Source organism: Bradyrhizobium sp. WYCCWR15520 (assembly GCF_056174665.1).
Genome location: NZ_JBWBWM010000037.1, coordinates 59551 through 76305, shown reverse-complemented (window position 1 = coordinate 76305; position 16755 = coordinate 59551). Strand labels below are relative to the sequence as shown.

Sequence of the window (16755 nt, the reverse complement as noted above, 5' to 3'; positions counted from 1 at the left end):
GGCGCAGTCAGACATTTACTCGAAATCGTCGGTTGACCTGGCTTTGCGCGATGCTTTCCGCAAGATGCGCAAATTCCTGATGACAACCAAGAAGCTGACCGAAGATGAGGCAATCTCCTTGATTACGGTTGGCGTCGACTTCGGCATCACCCAGGTGGTCGATGGAAATTGGGGCGTCCATGCGGTCATCAAGAAGGATATCTTCGCCGGTGGCGAGACCTGATCCAAAACACCGCGCGTTGGTTGGTTCCCGCATGAGCTTGGCCGCGTTGATTATGCCCGTCGGTCTTGCGAGACCACACGCAAAACGGGGCCTCGCACGAATCCCGTACCAATAACAAATCCCCGCGGCGTCGGCCGCGGGGATCGTTGGCGGGTCGCTCCATCTGCGGTCCTACTTCAACACCATCATCGTGAACGGGTAGACGTAGGCCTGCAGCGTCACCAGTACGCCGACGAGGCAGGCCAGCACGATCGAATGCAGGAAGACGTAACGAAGGATCGTGCCTTCGTGGCCGTACCAGTTGGTGGCGGTCGAGGCGACGACGATGGATTGCGCATCAATCATCTTGCCCATGACGCCGCCGGAAGAATTGGCGGCCGCCATCAGCACCGGCGACAGGCCGAGCTGTTCGGCGGTGATCTTCTGTAGGTTGCCGAACAGCACGTTCGACGATGTATCCGATCCCGTCAGCGCCACGCCGAGCCAGCCGAGCAGCGTGCCGAAGAAGGGATAGAGCACGCCGGTGGCGGCGAAGGCGAGGCCGAGCGTGGCGTCGACGCCGGAGAGCCGCGTCAGCGTGCCGATCGCCAGCATCGCCGAGATCGTGATCAGCGAGATCGCGCATAGTTTGATGGTGCGGCTGTATTCGCCGATCATCTTCGCCGGCGAATAACCCATCAGCAGGCCGGAGATGATGGCGGCAATCAGCATGCCGGTCCCGGTGAACGACAGATAGGTGAAGTCGAACAGCGCCGCCTCCGGCGTCGGCTTGGCGGCCACCGGCGGCACTTTGTTGATCATATTGTGCAGCTCGGGCACCTCGAATTTCCAGGCGAAGTTCGCGTTCGCCCAGCCCTTGAACGCGCCGGTGCCCCAGATCAGCATCACGATGCAGACGATGATCCACGGCAGCAGCGCGCTCCATAGCTGCGCCTGGCTGAGCTTCGTCGTATCCAGCGGCTTGGCGGGCTTCATCGTCGAAGCGGATTCATCCCGGCTGCGGAGCGCGGGCGACAGCCAGAGTTCGCGCGGTTGCCAAACTTTAAGGAACAGGATCAGGCAGCCCATCGAGATCAGCGACGCGCCGATATCGACGATCCAGGGGTTGATGAAGTTCGAGATCACGAATTGCGGGACCGCAAAGGAGACGCCGGTGACGAGAATGGCCGGCCAGATCGCGATCATGCCGCGCCAGCCGGCGAAGGCCCAGATCAGCCAGAACGGCACGATCAGCGAGAAGAACGGTAACTGCCGGCCGACCATGGCGCCGAGCACATAGGGATCAAGGCCGGTCACCGACGCCAGCCCCTGGATCGGCGTGCCGAGCGCGCCGTAAGCGACCGGCGCGGTGTTGGCGATCAGCGACAGGCCGGAGGCGGCCAGCGGCGAGAAGCCGAGACCGATCAGGACCGCGCCGGTGATCGCAACCGGCGTGCCGAAGCCGGACGCGCCTTCGAAGAACGCGCCGAACGCGAATGCGATCAGGAGAAGCTGCAGCCTGCGATCGGTGGTGACGCCGCCGATCGCTCGCTGCAACAACTCGAAGCGGCCGGTCTCGACGGTGATGCGGTAGAGGAAGATGACGTTGAGCACGATCCAGCCGATCGGGAAGAAGCCGATGACGACGCCGAGCAGCGAGGCGCGGATCGACATGCCGGCGGGCATGGTGAAGATGGCGATCGTGATGATGTTGGCGACAACAAGCGCGACGATGGCCGCGAGATGCGCCTTGACCTTGCCGCTCGCAATCAGCACCAACAGGGTGACGACGGGCACGGCGGCGGCGATCGTCGACAGTGCGGCGTTGCCAAGCGGATTATAGTGTTGGTCCCACATTGCGGTTCTCCCCACATTGTTGTTGGCGCGCCGGCGTGGATGGCCGGTCACGTGCTGAATCGATCGGCGGGAACAACCGTGGAAAAGCGGGGTTGGGCTGCCTTAAGCTTCGCCTTGGGCTCGCCAACGCTCACAACCTCGCGAAGTTCGATGGCCACCGCCCCTCGCCGCCGCAGCCATGCTAGGGTCTAGCCGAGGGCTGCGACAAGCCGTCGCAGGCGGTAAATTGCCCAGACCTTCGTAGTAGACCCCAATTCTTCCATCCTTTCAGGGCGTTAGGCCCGATTCCCCGGAGACGGTGATCTGTGAACAATATCCGCTCGACGCTCGCCACCGTGTGGCGCATGTCCGCCCCTTATTTCCGTTCCGAGGACAAGTGGGCGGGCCTGACGCTGCTCGCCGCCGTGATCGCCATTGAGCTTGCCGTCGTCGGCATCAACGTCCTGATCACGCTGTGGAACGCCCGCTTCTACAACGCCCTGCAGGACCGAAACTGGGACTCCTTCGTCAGCGAGATCATCTATTTCTGCGTCCTCGCGACAATCTTCATCGTGCTGGCGGTCTACCAGCTCTACCTCAATCAATGGCTGCAGATCCGCTGGCGGCGCTGGATGACAGCGCAATATCTCGGCGACTGGCTGCATCAGGCCAACCACTACCGGATGCAGCTTCAGGGGGATGCGGCCGACAACCCCGACCAGCGCATGACCGACGACGTCAAACTGTTCGTCGATCGCACGCTCAACATCGGCGTCGGCCTTTTGAACTCGATTGTCACGCTGGCGTCCTATGTCGTGATGCTGTGGAGCCTTTCGAACGCCGCACCGCTGCACCTGTTTGGCGAGGAATATGCAATTCCCGGCTACCTCGTCTGGGTCGCGCTAATCTATTCGGTGCTCGGCACCGTGCTAACCCATCTGATCGGCTGGCGATTGGTCGGCATCGATTTCCGGCAACAGCAATACGAAGCGGATTTTCGTTTCAATCTGGTGCGCGTCCGGGAGAACTCCGAGCAGATCGCGCTGTTGCACGGCGAGGCCGCGGAGCGCGAACGCCTGCTGGTGCGATTCGGACGCGTGGTGGAGAACTGGCTCGCCATCATGAGCCGGACCAAGAAGATAACGGCGTTCACGGCGAGCTACAATCAGGCTTCAGTGATCTTTCCCTATGTCCTGGTGGCGCCGGCCTATTTTGCGCAGAAGATCCAGCTCGGCGGCATGATGCAAACCGCGTCAGCATTTTCGAACGTGCAGGGTGCGCTTTCGTTCTTCATCTCGATCTATCGCTCGCTGGCGGAGTGGCAGGCGGTGGTCAATCGCCTCGATGGGTTCGAGGCGGGCGTCGTGGCAGCAGAAAAGCTCGCTACCAGCGATGACAGGATTCATGTCACCGCGGGAGGCGGCGGCGCGATCGACCTCAAGGGCGTGGCGCTGCGCCTGCCGAACGGAACGCCGCTGGTGAACGCGGATGGATTCACCTTGCGCAAGGGCGAGCGCACGCTGGTCACCGGCCCGTCCGGCTCCGGCAAATCCACGCTCTTCCGCGCCATCGCCGGCATCTGGCCGTTCGGCGCCGGTACGATCGCGATACCTGCCGGCGCAACACTGATGATGTTGCCGCAGCGGCCGTATTTCCCGACCGGCTCGCTGCGCAGCGCAGTCGAATATCCGGCGAAGGACGGCACGTTCACCGACAGCCAGATCAGCAGCGCGATCGAAGCGGTGGGACTGCCAAAACTCGCGTCGCAAATCGGCGAAGAAGGACACTGGAATCGCACGCTCTCGCTCGGCGAGCAGCAGCGCCTCGGGCTCGCACGCGCGCTGTTGCACGCGCCGAACTATCTGTTCCTCGACGAGGCCACCGCCTCGCTCGACGAACCTTCGGAGGCCGCGCTGTACCGCCTGGTCGAGCAGAAATTGCCGCAGACCACGATCGTCTCGATCGGCCACCGCTCGACGCTCGACGCGTTCCACGGGCGCAATGTCGTTTTCACCCGCGATGGCGACCGCTTTGCGGTTCAGGATGGAACGCGCGCCGCTGCGTCATAGGCGTGGAGCGCTCTACATCCAACGCTGCGGCCAGGGCTGGCGGCGTACCCAGCGGTGCCAGACATAGGAGAACGCGGTCAACAGCAGCGCGCCGGCCAGCACCGGCGCCAGCAGGAACGTCCACGGCAGGTTGCCTGAAACCACCAGCAGCGGGTTGATGCCCGCGGGCGGGTGAAAGGTGCCGGTCACGTACATCGCCAGAATGGAGAGGCCGACGGCCATGGCCGCGGCCCAGGCTTGCGGCCCCGTCAGTTTCAGCACGGCAAGGCCGACCAGCGCCGACACCAGATGCCCGCCGATCAAAGCGCGCGGCTGCGCCGGCGCCACCTCGGGCGATCCGATCACCAGCACGATCGAGGTGGCGAACGGAATCACCGCGAGCGGATAATGCAAAGCGAGCGAGAACCACTCCATGGCCCCGATGGCAATCGCGCCGCCGAGGCCCGCAACCGCGCCCGCCACAACGCTGCGGTGATCGTTGCGGGCGATCGCTTTCCGCATCACGCGACGCCAATTCCGTTTCATCGCGCCACCCAAAAAGAAAAGGGGCGGCAGATCGCTCTGCCGCCCCCTTGTCTTCGACAGGAAGATCTTACTTCAGGTTGGTCATCGCGGTCAGGTCAGCCGAGAGCTTGACGATGCCGGCGGCGCCGCACCAGTTCGAACCGACGCCCGACGGATTGATCGGCGTCACGAAGGTACCAAGGGTGGTTCCGTTGACGTTGCCACGAGCGGCGAAGTCGCTGGTGAAAGCGTTGCAATCACCCTTCGACAGGTTGGTGTCGGAGTAACGGAAGTCCAGCGTGAACACCTTGTAGGTGAAGCCGATGCCGATATTCCAGGTGTTGTAATCGGCGTAGTTGATGCCGTTCGGGAACGCAGCGACGCCGTAGAAGGAGTCCGAGGTGCCCAGCCACTGGCGGCCGAATTCACCCGACACATACATGCCGATGCCGCTGGCGCCGAACCAGGTGCTCGGTGCGATCGCCTTGCCGACGATCGAAGCGTAGGTGCCTTCGGCGCCGCTGTTGAGGAAGCTCGGCGTATAATAGACGTTGCCGCCCATCGAGAAGTTGTCGTTGAAGGTGTAGTTCACCTTGCCATAGACCTCGAAGAAGCTGAGGTCCTTCTTGATGACGTTGCCGTTGACCAGCTGGTTGATTTGGCACTCGTTGCTGAGCGGGACGCCCGCGAAATCGGTAGTCGCGCCGAAGCCGTAGTGGCAGGTGCCGCCCGGATACAGATAGCCCCAGGCGCCGACGTCGAAGGCGAACTGTCCGACCGTCAGGCGGGCACCGCCGTAGGCGTCGACTTCAGCCGCGGCGCGGTTGGGGAAGGAGATGCTCGCGGCGCCCAGGCCGACATAGAGCTGGAAGTCCTTGGTGACGTTGTAGCGCGGTTCGAAGTAAGCGTTGACCGACGGCTTGTGGTTGGACTGGGTGATGCCGCGGAAGATGTAGTCGTTGGTGATCCCGGCGCCGAAGGCGAAATCCCAGGGATCGAACGCCGGCGGCGGCGGCGCCTTGACGGCCTTCACCCGCAGATCCGCAGCGAGAGCCGAGCCCGATACCATTGCCAGCGCCGTTGCCAACAAAGCCAGTTTCTTCATGACGATCCCCATCCACCTTCTAGACAGTCCCGCTCCGGCCCCCCGGGGCAAACGATAAGCGGCTGCGGCCAAATGTCTTAACGCAGTCACACAGTGGGCTGAGGGGCCATTGTCGTGAAGCAAAAAAGTCAAGCAGCCGCCGCCTTTTTAGGCATTCTGCCGATTTCGATAAATCTTGTCGGCGTGTGTTGCATTCCCACAACAATTTTGGGGGTCGACCGCTCGTCGGCGCGACATTCGGAACGGCAAAAGGCGACGCCGGCGACACACCGCAGAGCGCATTTTTGCGAATCAACTTTTCCGGGAAAACACGGTCTCTGGGGCCTCGCAGGGTCCACGAAAAAGGCCGCAGCGCTGACGCTGCGGCCTTTCAAAAATTCAGCCCCTGACAGGGACCGTCTAGTTGTGGTCGCCGCCGTTGGACGAGCCGGCGGCCCATGAGGGATTGGACGGTTCCGGGCTGGCCCAGCTCGCCGCTGGAGCGGGCGCGGGTTCCGGCTCGGGAGCCGGCGCCGGCTCCGTCTTGGGAGCAGCGGGCTTGGCCGCCCTCTTCTTGGCCGCGCTCTTCTTGGCAGCCTTCTTCGGCGCAGCCTTTGATTTCTTGGCGGCCTTCTTGGCCGACTTCTTTGCGGTCTTCTTTGCAGCCTTCTTCGCCGATTTCTTCGCTGCCTTTTTCGCGGATTTCTTCTTCGCCACTACGGCCTTCTTGGCCTTTTTAGACTTCTTGGCCTTCTTACTCTTCTTCGCCATCTGGTCCTCCTGTTGACGCTGTCCATGTCTGTCGAGCGCTTCGAATAGTCCTGGGCCAGACCGGGGCGACACTTCTTCGAAGTGTCCTCCCGCTCCATCCCGTATCCAGGCACGATCTCCAGGCAGACATTTTCGCGTCTATCCCGGTGAAAAGCCGTCCCCCAACCGGCGCCCCCAGTGCAGGGCAGGCTCTCCCAGATCATGCCCTTTAGGCCGATCGATCAGTTCAATCCTGTTAACGATCCAGGCTTTGGACCTCCTGTCGCCCAATCGAGAAGCTCAATCGTGTGCACCACAGGAACTGACGTACCGCTGGCAATCTGAACCATGCATCCAATATTGCCTGCAGCGATCATGTCCGGTTTGACTGTCGCAATGTTGGCGACCTTTCGATCGCGCAACCTGCTCGCAATGTCGGGCTGGAGAATGTTGTAGGTCCCCGCCGAACCGCAACACAAATGGCTCTCCGGCACATCTTTCACCACGAATCCATTCTTGGAAAGCAATTCTTTCGGAAGGCCTGTGATTTTCTGTCCATGCTGTAGCGAACATGCCGAGTGATAGGCGATTGTGACGTCGCCTTTTTGCGTCGTTGGCGCGAGCGCGATGCCACCGAGAAACTCGGTGATATCCTTTGCCAGCGCGGAGATTTGCGCTGCGGGAGCAGCATAATCGCGATCCTCACGCAGCATGAAGCCATAGTCCTTGATAACCGTGCCGCAGCCCGATGCGGTGATCAGGATGGCATCGAGGCCGCCTTGTTCCGCTTCCTTTTTCCACACGTTGATGTTGGCGCGGGCCCGCGCCAGCGCGTCGCCGTCCTGCCCGAGGTGATGGGTGAGCGCGCCGCAGCATTGCTCGTCCTTGACCAGGACGACCTCGATGCCGTGGCGGGTCAGGAGATTGATGGCGGCCTGGTTGATGCGCGGCGCCAGCACCTGCTGGGCGCAGCCCTGCAGCAGGGCGACCCGCCCGCGCCGCTCGCCGATGGCCGGAAAGACGCTGCCGCCCGAGGGTCCTGGCGCCGGAAGGCCTTTCGGCGCGAGCGCCAGCATCGCCTTGATTCGCCGCAACAGGCCGGGTGTCGCGGCTGCGCCTGACGCCGGCAACAGGGCCGCGAACGGCCGGGCCAGCCGCGCCATGACCATGCTGGCGCGAAACAGCTTGGGCCGCGGCAGCACCAGCCCCAGCACCGCGCGCAAGGCCCGCTCGGCCAAGGGCCGCGAATAGTCCCTCTCGATCCGCACCCGTGCCTGATCGACCAGGTGCATGTAGTGCACGCCCGAGGGACAGGTGGTCATGCAGGCGAGGCAGGAGAGGCAGCGGTCGATATGCTTGACCACCTCCGCCGTCGGCGGCTTGTCCTTTTCCAGCATCTCCTTGATCAGGTAGATGCGCCCGCGCGGGCTATCGAGCTCGTCGCCGAGCAGCACATAGGTCGGACAGGTCGCGGTGCAGAAGCCGCAATGCACGCAGGCGCGCAGGATCTTGTCGGCTACGGCGATATCGGGGTCGGCGAGTTGGGCCAGGGAAAATTCGGTTTTCATGTCGCAGACCCCTTCAGCATCCGGCCGCGATTGAGGATGATCCTGGGATCGAAGCTGTGGCGCACGCGCTCGCTCAAGGCGGCAAGGCCCTCCGCTTGTGGATGGAAGACGTCGACATCGCGCCGGACCTGCTCGGACGCCCGGATCAGCGATGCGTGACCGCCGGCCGCCTCGACGCGCTGACGCACGAACGCCGCCTGCGCATCCGGCTTGGGCGGCAAGGCCGCCCAGATCAGGCCGCCGCCCCAATCATAGATCACGTCGCCCCCGGTCTCGCGCGCCAGCGCCTGGCCGAGCGCGCCGCCGGAAGCCGGCGGACAGACGATCCGCCACACCGGCCAGACGCCGAGCGCCCCGCTGGCGGCAAAGGGTTCGACGTCGCGGATGGCGCTCCAGACCGATGCCGAGGCTGCATCCTGCAGCGTATCCACGGGCCCGAACGGCGCAAGCGTCTTGGCCAGCGAAGCCGCGCGGTCCGCGACCGAGGCCGCGATGCCTTCGAGCCGCAGCAGCGTGACCGCCCGCCCCTGCGCCGACAGACCTGCAAGTACGCCGGTCGCGGGACGGAACGCCGAATTCGGCAGATGCGCCGCACCCGAGACGTCGTAGGGCGAGCCGAGCGCCGCGGTCATCGCCCGATTCGCGACGACATCGTCGAGCCCGGAGAGCACCAGCGTGCGCTCGCTCTCAGGTCTAGGCATCACCTTGAGCGTGACTTCCGTCATCACCGCCAGCGTACCCCACGATCCCGCCAGGAGCTTGCAGAGATCGTAGCCGGTGACGTTCTTCACCACCCTGCCCCCGGTTTTAAAACTGTCGCCGAAGCCAGACACCGCATGCGCACCGAGGAGATGGTCGCGCGCCCCGCCCGCCCGGATCCGGCGGGGACCGGCGAGGCCAGCGCCGATCATGCCGCCGATGGTCCCACTGCCCGATGCGCCAAGCAGAGACGACGTGTCCATCGGCTCGAAGGCGAATTGCTGGTTCTTGGAATCGATCAGCGACTGCACGTCGGCGAGCGGGGCGCCTGATTGCACCGTGATGATCAGCTCGTTCGGCTCGTAGGAAGAAACCGCGTTCAGCGCCGACACGTCGAGCACCGCGTTGGTCGCCATCGGATGACCGATAGCGCGCCTGGTGCCATGGCCGATGATCTCCAGCGGCTGCTCGCTGGCGATCGCCGCGCGCACGACCTCTTCGACATCCTTGGCGTCTCGTACTTTCAGGGTGTCCACAAGGTTCCGCCTCTCGTCCCTCTCTCAAGCGGGCCGCCGTCCGGAGGCCGCCCATCCTATCCCTTCTAAAGCGATGGATGGCGGAGACAAGTGCGCCTGCGTCCGCTGCAGGCCAAGCGCGAATGCGGTCACCCTATCCGATGGACGAACCGCATGCGGTCATCGATTACGATAGTTCAAGTCCAGCCAATCGCCATTCTTCACGCGTTGTCTCACAGGAACGATCTCGTGGCCGAACCTCCGACCTAGTTGTTCGCCCAAGACTTCCCCGGAAGCCGCGTCAAGATGGACGACCCAGGACGCGAACGGTTCAACGCCATTCCGATCTCCCGGTGTCAAGACCTCCCAGATGTGCGGATGGTCTATGAAGGATCTCAGTGTCATCGATCCCAGAGATGATGGTGTCAATCCGAAAGGAACGGGTAGGCTCGCCATGATCGCAGCGATGTCGGTGCTGTCGAGCCACGTCTCGGGCAAGCGCATCGCTTTCATCAGATCATCTATTTCATAAGACGGGGCTGAACTGCCGCGGAACGACAACCTGCCGTCTTCCATGAGTACGGCCTCCACCATGTCGCCACTGTCACCGTAGCGCCATCGCGCCTGCCAAATGCCACGACCGTCAGAGAGCCGGAAACCGTAGGTCGACAGCATCGTCAGGCTCCAGGGCGCCTTGAACTGCGCCATGAACGGGACGATGAGATCCAGAGCTTCGCGTGCACTGAGATATGGTTGCGGCAGCGCGATCTGTCGATCTGGCGGAAGCCGAAGCCGCTTCGCTACGCTGGCGGGCTTGGTACCGAGCTTGCGACCACCCTGTTTGAGGAGGTCCTGCGTCCGTTCCTGTGCCAGTTCCGGGGAGAGCCACCTGTAGGCAGGAAGCCCGAGCAGTTCGGCAAACCGATACGCTGGCTCCTCTCGCACCGCTTCCTCTCGATCCAACGAACGAAGCAGCGGCTCCAGCAAGTGCGACGTGACGAGCGGCGCAAGCGCGAGCGGATCGTATTGATCAAGCTCGACAGCCGGGTGCGGGTCCCACCAGCACGCAAACTGGACCAGGGAACGCTCCGTGTGGGCGAGCGCGAAGCTCCAGCCATGGTCCTCGGCATAAAAATAGTAAAGGACCGGACAGCGGGTCAGCTTCGAAAGATAATCGGCGAAACGCGCCTCGCCCCGGTACATCACCGATTTAGGATACGGAACGAAGGTCAGCCATCCGTTCGCCGGTCCAAATACGACGCCGCTGACTTTGGCTTGGCGCAGCACCTTCTGCACATCAGGACCTTCGCCGAGGCGAATATGATAGCTGGTGCTAAACTCGCTCATCGCAGACGTGGGCTCTTCTAGAACCGCGGCAAATCCGGAAACGCCAGCTTGCCGCCGTGCACATGCATGCGGCCGAGTTCGGCGCAGCGGTGCAGGGTCGGAAACACTTTGCCGGGGTTGAGCAGGCCCTGCGCGTCGAAGGCGCATTTCAGGCGCTGCTGCTGGTTGAGGTCTACTTCCGAAAACATCTCCGGCATCAAATCGCGCTTCTCGATGCCGACGCCATGCTCGCCGGTGAGCACGCCGCCGAATTCGACGCAGGCACGCAGGATATCGGCGCCGAAGGCTTCCGCCCGTTCGATCTCGCCGGGCTTGTTGGCGTCGTAGAGGATCAGCGGATGCAGGTTGCCGTCGCCGGCGTGAAAGACGTTGGCGACGCCGAGCTGGTATTTTTCCGAGAGGTCGCGGATGCGCGCCAGCGCCTTCGGCAGCGCGCCGCGCGGGATGGTGCCGTCCATGCAGAGATAGTCGGGCGATATCCGCCCGACCGCCGGGAATGCCGCCTTGCGGCCGGCCCAGAACAGATTGCGCTCGGCCTCGGAGGTGGAGATCTGGCAGGTGGTCGAGCCACAGGCTTGCGCGATCGTCTCGACGCGCTTGATCAGTTCGTCGACCTCGACGCTGGGGCCATCGAGCTCAATGATCAACAGCGCCTCGACATCGAGCGGATAGCCGGCGTGAACAAAAGCCTCCGCAGCATGGATCGCGGGCTTGTCCATCATCTCCATGCCGCCGGGAATGATGCCGGCGCCGATGATCCGCGCCACGCATTCGCCGGCGGCTTCGACCTCGGCGAAGCCGACCATCAGCGCCCGCGCCGTCTCCGGCTTCTGCAGGATGCGCACCGTGATCTCGGTGATGACACCGAGCAGGCCTTCGGACCCGGTGATGATGCCCATCAGGTCGTAGCCGGAGTTCTCCGCCGCTTTGCCGCCGATGCGCAGGATCTCGCCCGACATCAGCACGATCTCGCAGCCGAGCACATTGTTGGTGGTCATGCCGTATTTCAGGCAATGCACACCTCCGGAATTTTCCGCGACATTGCCGCCGATCGAGCATGCAATTTGGGACGACGGATCGGGCGCATAGTAGAAGCCGGCATGCGCCACCGCCTGGCTGATGGCGAGGTTGGTAACGCCGGGTTCGGTCACCACCACACGGTTGTCGAAATCGATCTCGCGGATGCGCTTGAACTTGCCGAGCCCCAGCAGCACGCCGTCGACCAGCGGCAGCGCGCCGCCGGACAGCGACGTGCCGGAACCGCGCGGCACCACCTTGATGCCCTGCTCGAAGCAATATTTCAGGACCTGCGAGACCTGCTCGGTGGTGTCGGGGAGCACCACGACCATCGGGGGTTGCCGATAGGCGGTGAGGCCATCGGATTCATAGACCTGCATTTCGGCCGCACTGTCGATGACGCCCTCGCCGGGCACGATCGCGCGCAGGGCCGCCACGATCTCGCCGCGACGGCCAAGAACCGCCTGATCGGCAGCCGGCATCATGATGGCCATGCGTGTCCCTCCAAGCCTCGCAACGATTTATGATGGCAAATCAAGCACGTCTACCAAGGTTTGGGTAGGTTATCCGAAGGTTGCATTGCGGCGCGTCAAACGTCAGTTCTCTCTGGGACAAGTCGGCAATGGTGAAACCTGTCAAGGTTTCGTGGCTTGTCCAATCCAAGCGGGCCTGCCACAAGAAATCCGCCTCCTGGGAAGAAACGAAGAGCACCACATGAAAACATCGACTTTGAGCGCGCTGGTTGTCGTTACCTCACTGGCCACGGCGCCTGGCGCGCTGGCGCAGGACGCTGCCGCCGGCAAGACCTCGTTCAACAAATGCCTGGCCTGCCACGCCATTGGCGACGGCGCCAAGAACAAGGTCGGACCGGTGCTGAACGGGCTCGATGGCCGCAAGTCCGGCACCATCGAGGGCTACTCCTATTCGGACGCCAACAAGAATTCCGGCATCACCTGGAACAAGGATGTCTTCCTCGAATACATCAAGGACCCCAAGGCAAAGATACCCGGCACCAAGATGATCTTCGCCGGCATCAAGAACGAGAAAGAGGCCGGTGATCTCTGGGCCTACATCGCGCAGTACGACAAGGACGGCAAGACGAAGTAAGGGCTGGGCCTGATGGTTCTCCCGGCGATGCACGGCGTCGTCCGGAGACGCGTTCGATGTACTTTCCGTCATGGCCGGGCTTGTCCCGGCCATCCACGTCTTTCTTGCCTGCTGAAGCAGAGACGTGGATGCCCGGCACAAGGCCGGGCATGACGAGCGGATGCACTATGCCCTTGCGGCCCGCGCCAGCCCTTTCAAGCCAGCGTGTGCACGATCACGGGTCCGGCCATGGCGGTCGCCGGCCCGGTCAACAGCGGCGCCAGGTCGTGCTCGATCCATGCCAGCGCGCGCTTGTTGGATTCCTCGGCGGCTGCAAAATTGTTGAACAGGCTGATCGCGATCACCGTGTCGTCGGGCGCATAGACCACGTAGTAGCCCATGAATCCCTCGACCCCACTGATGACTGGGATCGCGCCCTCCTTGATCCGGCGTGTCAGTTCTTCGGCCTTGCCGGCCTTGGCCTTGCCCTGACGAATGGCGGCGTACATGGGGCTCTCCCTCGAAGGTCGGCTGCCCGATATCGCAATTTCCAAAGCTTCATCCCGCGGGACGAGCAGCGGAATCCCGCGCGCACCGATCGTAGCCCACCCGGGGCCGTGAGGCACGCATGGTCTCATCGTCCTTGATCGCGCAATAATCGGATTCTCGAACGGCTCAATGGGCCGCGGCTGTCGCACTCGGCGCCGCCGCCGAGATCATCGCCTCGACCTCGGCAATGACGAGATCGGGAACCGCTTGCTGGACCATGTGGCCGACATCCGGCAGCACCATCAGTTTCACGTTCGGCGCAGCCGCTGCGAACGGCCGTGAATGTCGGTCGGTCGACACCGTCTTGTCGGCATCGCCGGTGATGATGGTGACGGGTGCCTTGATCTCGCCGTAGCGCGGCGCCTGCTCGGCCACCGCCGCCTTCAGCGTCACCAGATCGCGCGCATTGGCGATGAATTCGCGCGGGCGCAGCAACAGCGGCGTGGCGGTGTTTTTGACAAAGCCGTCCGGCATGGTCTGCGGCAGGAACACGCCCCGCGCGCCCGGCTCCGCCAACAGGAGGCCGAGCGGCAGCGTGATGGTGTAGGCGAATAGCGGGCCGATCACCGGCGTGGCGATCAGCCTGTTGTAGCGCCCGACGCCGCCGGGCCACGGATAGGCCACCGGCGCCAGCATCAGAAGGCCGGCGACGGTTTGCGGGTAATCCAGCGCGATCCGCGCCCCCAGCGCGCCGGCCCAGGAATGCACCACAAGGATCGCCTCGCCGACGCCGAGCCTGGCCAGCGCCTCACTGATCATGCGGGCCTGAATTTCGGGCGTGGAGTCCTCAAGCCGGGCGCGAGTGCTCCAGCCATGCCCGGGACGATCGATCAGGAGCACGCGGTGCTTCCTGGCCAGCAGTTCCCCGACCGGCTGCCGCATCACTTCGAGGTTGGAACTCGCGCCATGCAACATCACGACCGGCGGGCCGGCCGCATCCCGCGGACCGATATCGAGGATATGGAGGGCCCCGCCGGTCACCTCGATCATCCTGCCCTGGGGCGGATGGGCCCGCTGCGCGAGAAAGACGCCGATTTGCGTGACCAGCGCCAGCACCAGCAGCGCCGTCACTGCAATCACGACTACCATCTGAAATTTCCGACTGATCTTTTGCACCTGCGAGCTACGGCTCGGGCCGGCGCAGGTTTCGGACGTTGTCCACAGAGGGACGATCCTGTGGATAGCGGGGTCATACTGACGTCATCGGCAGGTTTGTACAGTGCCGTTGCCACTTTCGCCATGTGTGCGCGTGCCTGATTGGGGGGTAGCCGGGCGCCTTACCCAACATCCACAGGAACAGGGCCGCTCACTACAAATTGTTCCAGCGTAAACCGGAGGAATGCCATGATTTCCGACGCAAGCGAAGCCGCCATCGATCAGATCGTAGCGAGTTGCAATGGCGACATCCGCGGCGCACTCAAGGCGCTGTTGCGGGTCAATGAGCAGCTTGAGACGGAATTGGCGCAAATCTACGCGGCAGTCGGTCTCGATGGTCTCGCCCGCGGCAGCAACGCCGTACACTAGAGCTTTGGGCCGCCGCGTTTCCTGACGCGAACGGCTCGAATATGGCTAGTCGGATTTATTCTCGTCGTCCTGCGTGTTCGCGGGCGGTTCTTGCACCGCCGGACATTGGGGGATGGTCGAACGGGCCAGCTTGGCGTCGCTGCGCGACTGGTAGGGTCCGGTTCCGAACCAGATATTCCCGCCGACCTGGGCGTTGATCACGGGATTGCTCGTCACAATCTCGCATTTGCCGGTGGCGTGGTCGCCAACCACCCAATAGCCGCCTTGTGCCAAAGCGCAAGTTTTGGCCGCGACTATCATCGCGCCTGCCAGCAGCAATGATTTCATGGCTCGCTCCTGTACGCAGTCAGCCGACAACAACGCTTCGGCGGAGCTACGTTCCTTCCTGAAGTAATTCGTCGGGAATCAGGGTTAACCGCAAGAGTTCAGATATCGCGGCCTTCGACCTTTTCGGTCAGCGTCTTGACCAGTTCCGGCACCTTCTCGAGATGCGGATTGACGGCCAGCGCCTTGCGGAAAGCTTCCAGCGCGCGCCTTTCGTCGCCGATTTCCTGCATGATCATGCCGAGGCCTGCCAGCGCACCGAAATGTCGGGGCTCGCGGATCAGCACCTGCCGGATGTCATCCAGCGAACGGGTGTAATCGTTCTTCAGGTAGTACAGCGTCGCGCGCCGGTTCCACGCCTCGGTATAATCCGGACGGAGCTTGACGACGGAGTCGAGCAGCTTCAGCGCGACGTCGATTTTCTGCGCATCCATCGCGGCCTTGGCGCGCAGCATCAACAGCGCAGCCGTGTCGCTCGGGGTCTGCATCCACAGCGCCCAGATCCGCGCCTCGACGTGCTTGGCGCTGGCCTCATCCGGGGCGGCCTTCAGCGCGCCGAACAGGAAATCCAGCCCGCGGGTGCGATCGGCGCCGACCTTGGGAAGCTTGCTCGGCGCTTCCGGCAATTTCTTCTGGGCTTTCGGCGGGGGAACGACCTGGGTGTTGTTCTGGGCAAAAGCGGCCGCCGGCACGGCTGTCATGACAGCGGCTGTTATCACGATTCGGCAGTTACGGGCGCCTGGGAATCTCAAAGCCATGGCGCAAGTCTAGACGCGCAAAATCGCGCCGCAAAGCGGCACGTCATATCAAAGACATGTGAAACGAAGAAAAAAGCGCCTCGGCGTCCCGGGCTTAGCCTTGCGTTCCAGGCTTAGCCTTGGCGAGCCTTGAAGCGGCGCTGCACCTTGTTGATCACGTAAACCCGGCCCTTGCGGCGGACCAGACGGTTGTTGCGGTGGCGACCACGCAGCGATTTCAAGGAGTTACGGACCTTCATGGGACAATCCTGATGCTTCGAAAGGCCGTGCTGGAGGCCCGAACCTGAGCTACCCGAAAGTGGCAAAATGGGATTTACCCCGAAAAGCGGCCATCCGCCCGGGATGGGGCGGGTTCTAAGGAAGGCGGCACCGGATGTCAATTCCGAATGGGGCCGCTTTCGGGTCCATCTACCGTTCCGGACCTAGCGTCGGACAGCCCGGCTTCCGGAAGAACTCCCCGCAATCACTGGCAAAACAGGTCACGCGGGAATTCGACCAAGGCCTCGCCGGTCGCGACCTTTTCACCCGCCTGGTTCTTCACCACCACGTCGATCAACACCCAGCGGGATTTTTCGGTCGTCTGCTTGGCCTTGATGATTCCAGAGGGCTGGATGGTGTCGCCGGGCCGGACCGGCTTGACCCAGCGCGTCTCCAGCCGCCGGTGGACCGCGCCGGCGGGGCAGGCCCAATCCGTGATCATCCGTGAGATCAGGCCGAAATTGTTCATGCCGTGCATGATGATGCCGCCGAAATTGGTCTTGCCGAAGTTGCCCTTCATGTAGTCGTCGTCGAGATGCAGCGGGTTGTAGTCGAGCGAGGCATCGCAGAACAGGCGGATGGACTCGCGCGAGACCGCGAATTTCGGGCCGTCGATGACGTCGCCGGCGGAGAGATTGTCGAATGTAGCGGTCATTGATCGCTCC

17 protein-coding genes and 1 pseudogene are annotated in these 16755 nt (G+C 63.0%); 4 read left to right on the top strand and 14 right to left on the bottom strand.

What is annotated here, in order from left to right; all coding sequences use genetic code 11:
- Window positions 1-223 (top strand): annotated as a pseudogene (locus AC0QUY_RS33145) (acetamidase/formamidase family protein); the annotation flags it as partial.
- 171 nt (window positions 224-394) lie between these two features.
- Here the strand turns inward: AC0QUY_RS33145 and AC0QUY_RS33140 are convergent.
- Window positions 395-2059, bottom strand: a complete 1665-nt coding sequence (locus AC0QUY_RS33140; RefSeq protein WP_475390276.1) for an L-lactate permease — start codon at window positions 2057-2059, stop codon at window positions 395-397.
- Window positions 2060-2364: 305 nt separating this feature from the next.
- On the opposite strand from AC0QUY_RS33140, the gene AC0QUY_RS33135 reads away from it, so the two are divergent.
- Window positions 2365-4107, top strand: coding sequence for an ABC transporter ATP-binding protein/permease (locus AC0QUY_RS33135; RefSeq protein WP_475390275.1), 1743 nt, complete (start codon window positions 2365-2367; stop codon window positions 4105-4107).
- Between the two features lie 12 nt (window positions 4108-4119).
- Here the strand turns inward: AC0QUY_RS33135 and AC0QUY_RS33130 are convergent, their stop codons facing one another.
- From AC0QUY_RS33130 to AC0QUY_RS33100, 7 genes are all read right to left on the bottom strand, one after another.
- Window positions 4120-4608 (bottom strand): HPP family protein, encoded by a 489-nt coding sequence (locus tag AC0QUY_RS33130; RefSeq protein WP_246738410.1) that lies wholly within the window; start codon window positions 4606-4608, stop codon window positions 4120-4122.
- Window positions 4609-4699: 91 nt separating this feature from the next.
- Entirely contained in the window at window positions 4700-5716 is a 1017-nt protein-coding gene (locus AC0QUY_RS33125; RefSeq protein ID WP_475390274.1) for a TorF family putative porin, read from the bottom strand.
- Window positions 5717-6115: 399 nt separating this feature from the next.
- Complete coding sequence (locus AC0QUY_RS33120) at window positions 6116-6466, bottom strand: histone (protein WP_161849795.1); 351 nt, start codon at window positions 6464-6466, stop codon at window positions 6116-6118.
- A 221-nt stretch (window positions 6467-6687) separates the two neighbouring features.
- Window positions 6688-8013, bottom strand: a complete 1326-nt coding sequence (gene glcF, locus AC0QUY_RS33115) for a glycolate oxidase subunit GlcF (RefSeq protein WP_475390273.1) — start codon at window positions 8011-8013, stop codon at window positions 6688-6690.
- Window positions 8010-9248 (bottom strand): FAD-binding protein, encoded by a 1239-nt coding sequence (locus AC0QUY_RS33110; RefSeq protein WP_475390272.1) that lies wholly within the window; start codon window positions 9246-9248, stop codon window positions 8010-8012. The genes glcF and AC0QUY_RS33110 overlap by 4 nt, the downstream gene beginning before the upstream one ends.
- Window positions 9249-9407: 159 nt before the next feature.
- Window positions 9408-10574 (bottom strand): hypothetical protein, encoded by a 1167-nt coding sequence (locus AC0QUY_RS33105; RefSeq protein WP_475390271.1) that lies wholly within the window; start codon window positions 10572-10574, stop codon window positions 9408-9410.
- Between the two features lie 17 nt (window positions 10575-10591).
- Window positions 10592-12085, bottom strand: coding sequence for an FAD-linked oxidase C-terminal domain-containing protein (locus AC0QUY_RS33100; RefSeq protein WP_475390270.1), 1494 nt, complete (start codon window positions 12083-12085; stop codon window positions 10592-10594).
- Window positions 12086-12305: 220 nt separating this feature from the next.
- On the opposite strand from AC0QUY_RS33100, the gene cycA reads away from it, so the two are divergent.
- On the top strand, window positions 12306-12698 hold the full coding sequence (gene cycA / locus AC0QUY_RS33095) for a cytochrome c-550 CycA (RefSeq protein WP_475390269.1): 393 nt from the start codon (window positions 12306-12308) through the stop codon (window positions 12696-12698).
- A 194-nt stretch (window positions 12699-12892) separates the two neighbouring features.
- On the opposite strand, the gene AC0QUY_RS33090 is transcribed toward cycA, so the two are convergent.
- A complete protein-coding gene (locus tag AC0QUY_RS33090) occupies window positions 12893-13186 on the bottom strand; it encodes an antibiotic biosynthesis monooxygenase (protein ID WP_065753517.1) in 294 nt (97 codons plus the stop codon).
- A gap of 166 nt (window positions 13187-13352) precedes the next feature.
- Window positions 13353-14315, bottom strand: coding sequence for an alpha/beta fold hydrolase (locus AC0QUY_RS33085; protein WP_475390268.1), 963 nt, complete (start codon window positions 14313-14315; stop codon window positions 13353-13355).
- 255 nt (window positions 14316-14570) lie between these two features.
- On the opposite strand from AC0QUY_RS33085, the gene AC0QUY_RS33080 reads away from it, so the two are divergent.
- Window positions 14571-14750, top strand: coding sequence for a hypothetical protein (locus AC0QUY_RS33080; protein WP_028351545.1), 180 nt, complete (start codon window positions 14571-14573; stop codon window positions 14748-14750).
- A 45-nt stretch (window positions 14751-14795) separates the two neighbouring features.
- Here the strand turns inward: AC0QUY_RS33080 and AC0QUY_RS33075 are convergent, their stop codons facing one another.
- The 4 genes from AC0QUY_RS33075 to AC0QUY_RS33060 form a co-directional block, all read right to left on the bottom strand.
- Window positions 14796-15077 carry a hypothetical protein gene (locus AC0QUY_RS33075; protein ID WP_161849802.1) on the bottom strand — a complete coding sequence of 94 codons (282 nt, stop codon included), beginning with the start codon at window positions 15075-15077 and terminating at the stop codon, window positions 14796-14798.
- Between the two features lie 98 nt (window positions 15078-15175).
- Window positions 15176-15775 carry a tetratricopeptide repeat protein gene (locus AC0QUY_RS33070; RefSeq protein ID WP_246738411.1) on the bottom strand — a complete coding sequence of 200 codons (600 nt, stop codon included), beginning with the start codon at window positions 15773-15775 and terminating at the stop codon, window positions 15176-15178.
- Window positions 15776-15945: 170 nt separating this feature from the next.
- On the bottom strand, window positions 15946-16071 hold the full coding sequence (ykgO, locus tag AC0QUY_RS33065) for a type B 50S ribosomal protein L36 (protein ID WP_002718645.1): 126 nt from the start codon (window positions 16069-16071) through the stop codon (window positions 15946-15948).
- Between the two features lie 224 nt (window positions 16072-16295).
- Window positions 16296-16745, bottom strand: coding sequence for a MaoC family dehydratase (locus AC0QUY_RS33060; RefSeq protein WP_161849804.1), 450 nt, complete (start codon window positions 16743-16745; stop codon window positions 16296-16298).
- Window positions 16746-16755 lie beyond the last annotated feature (10 nt).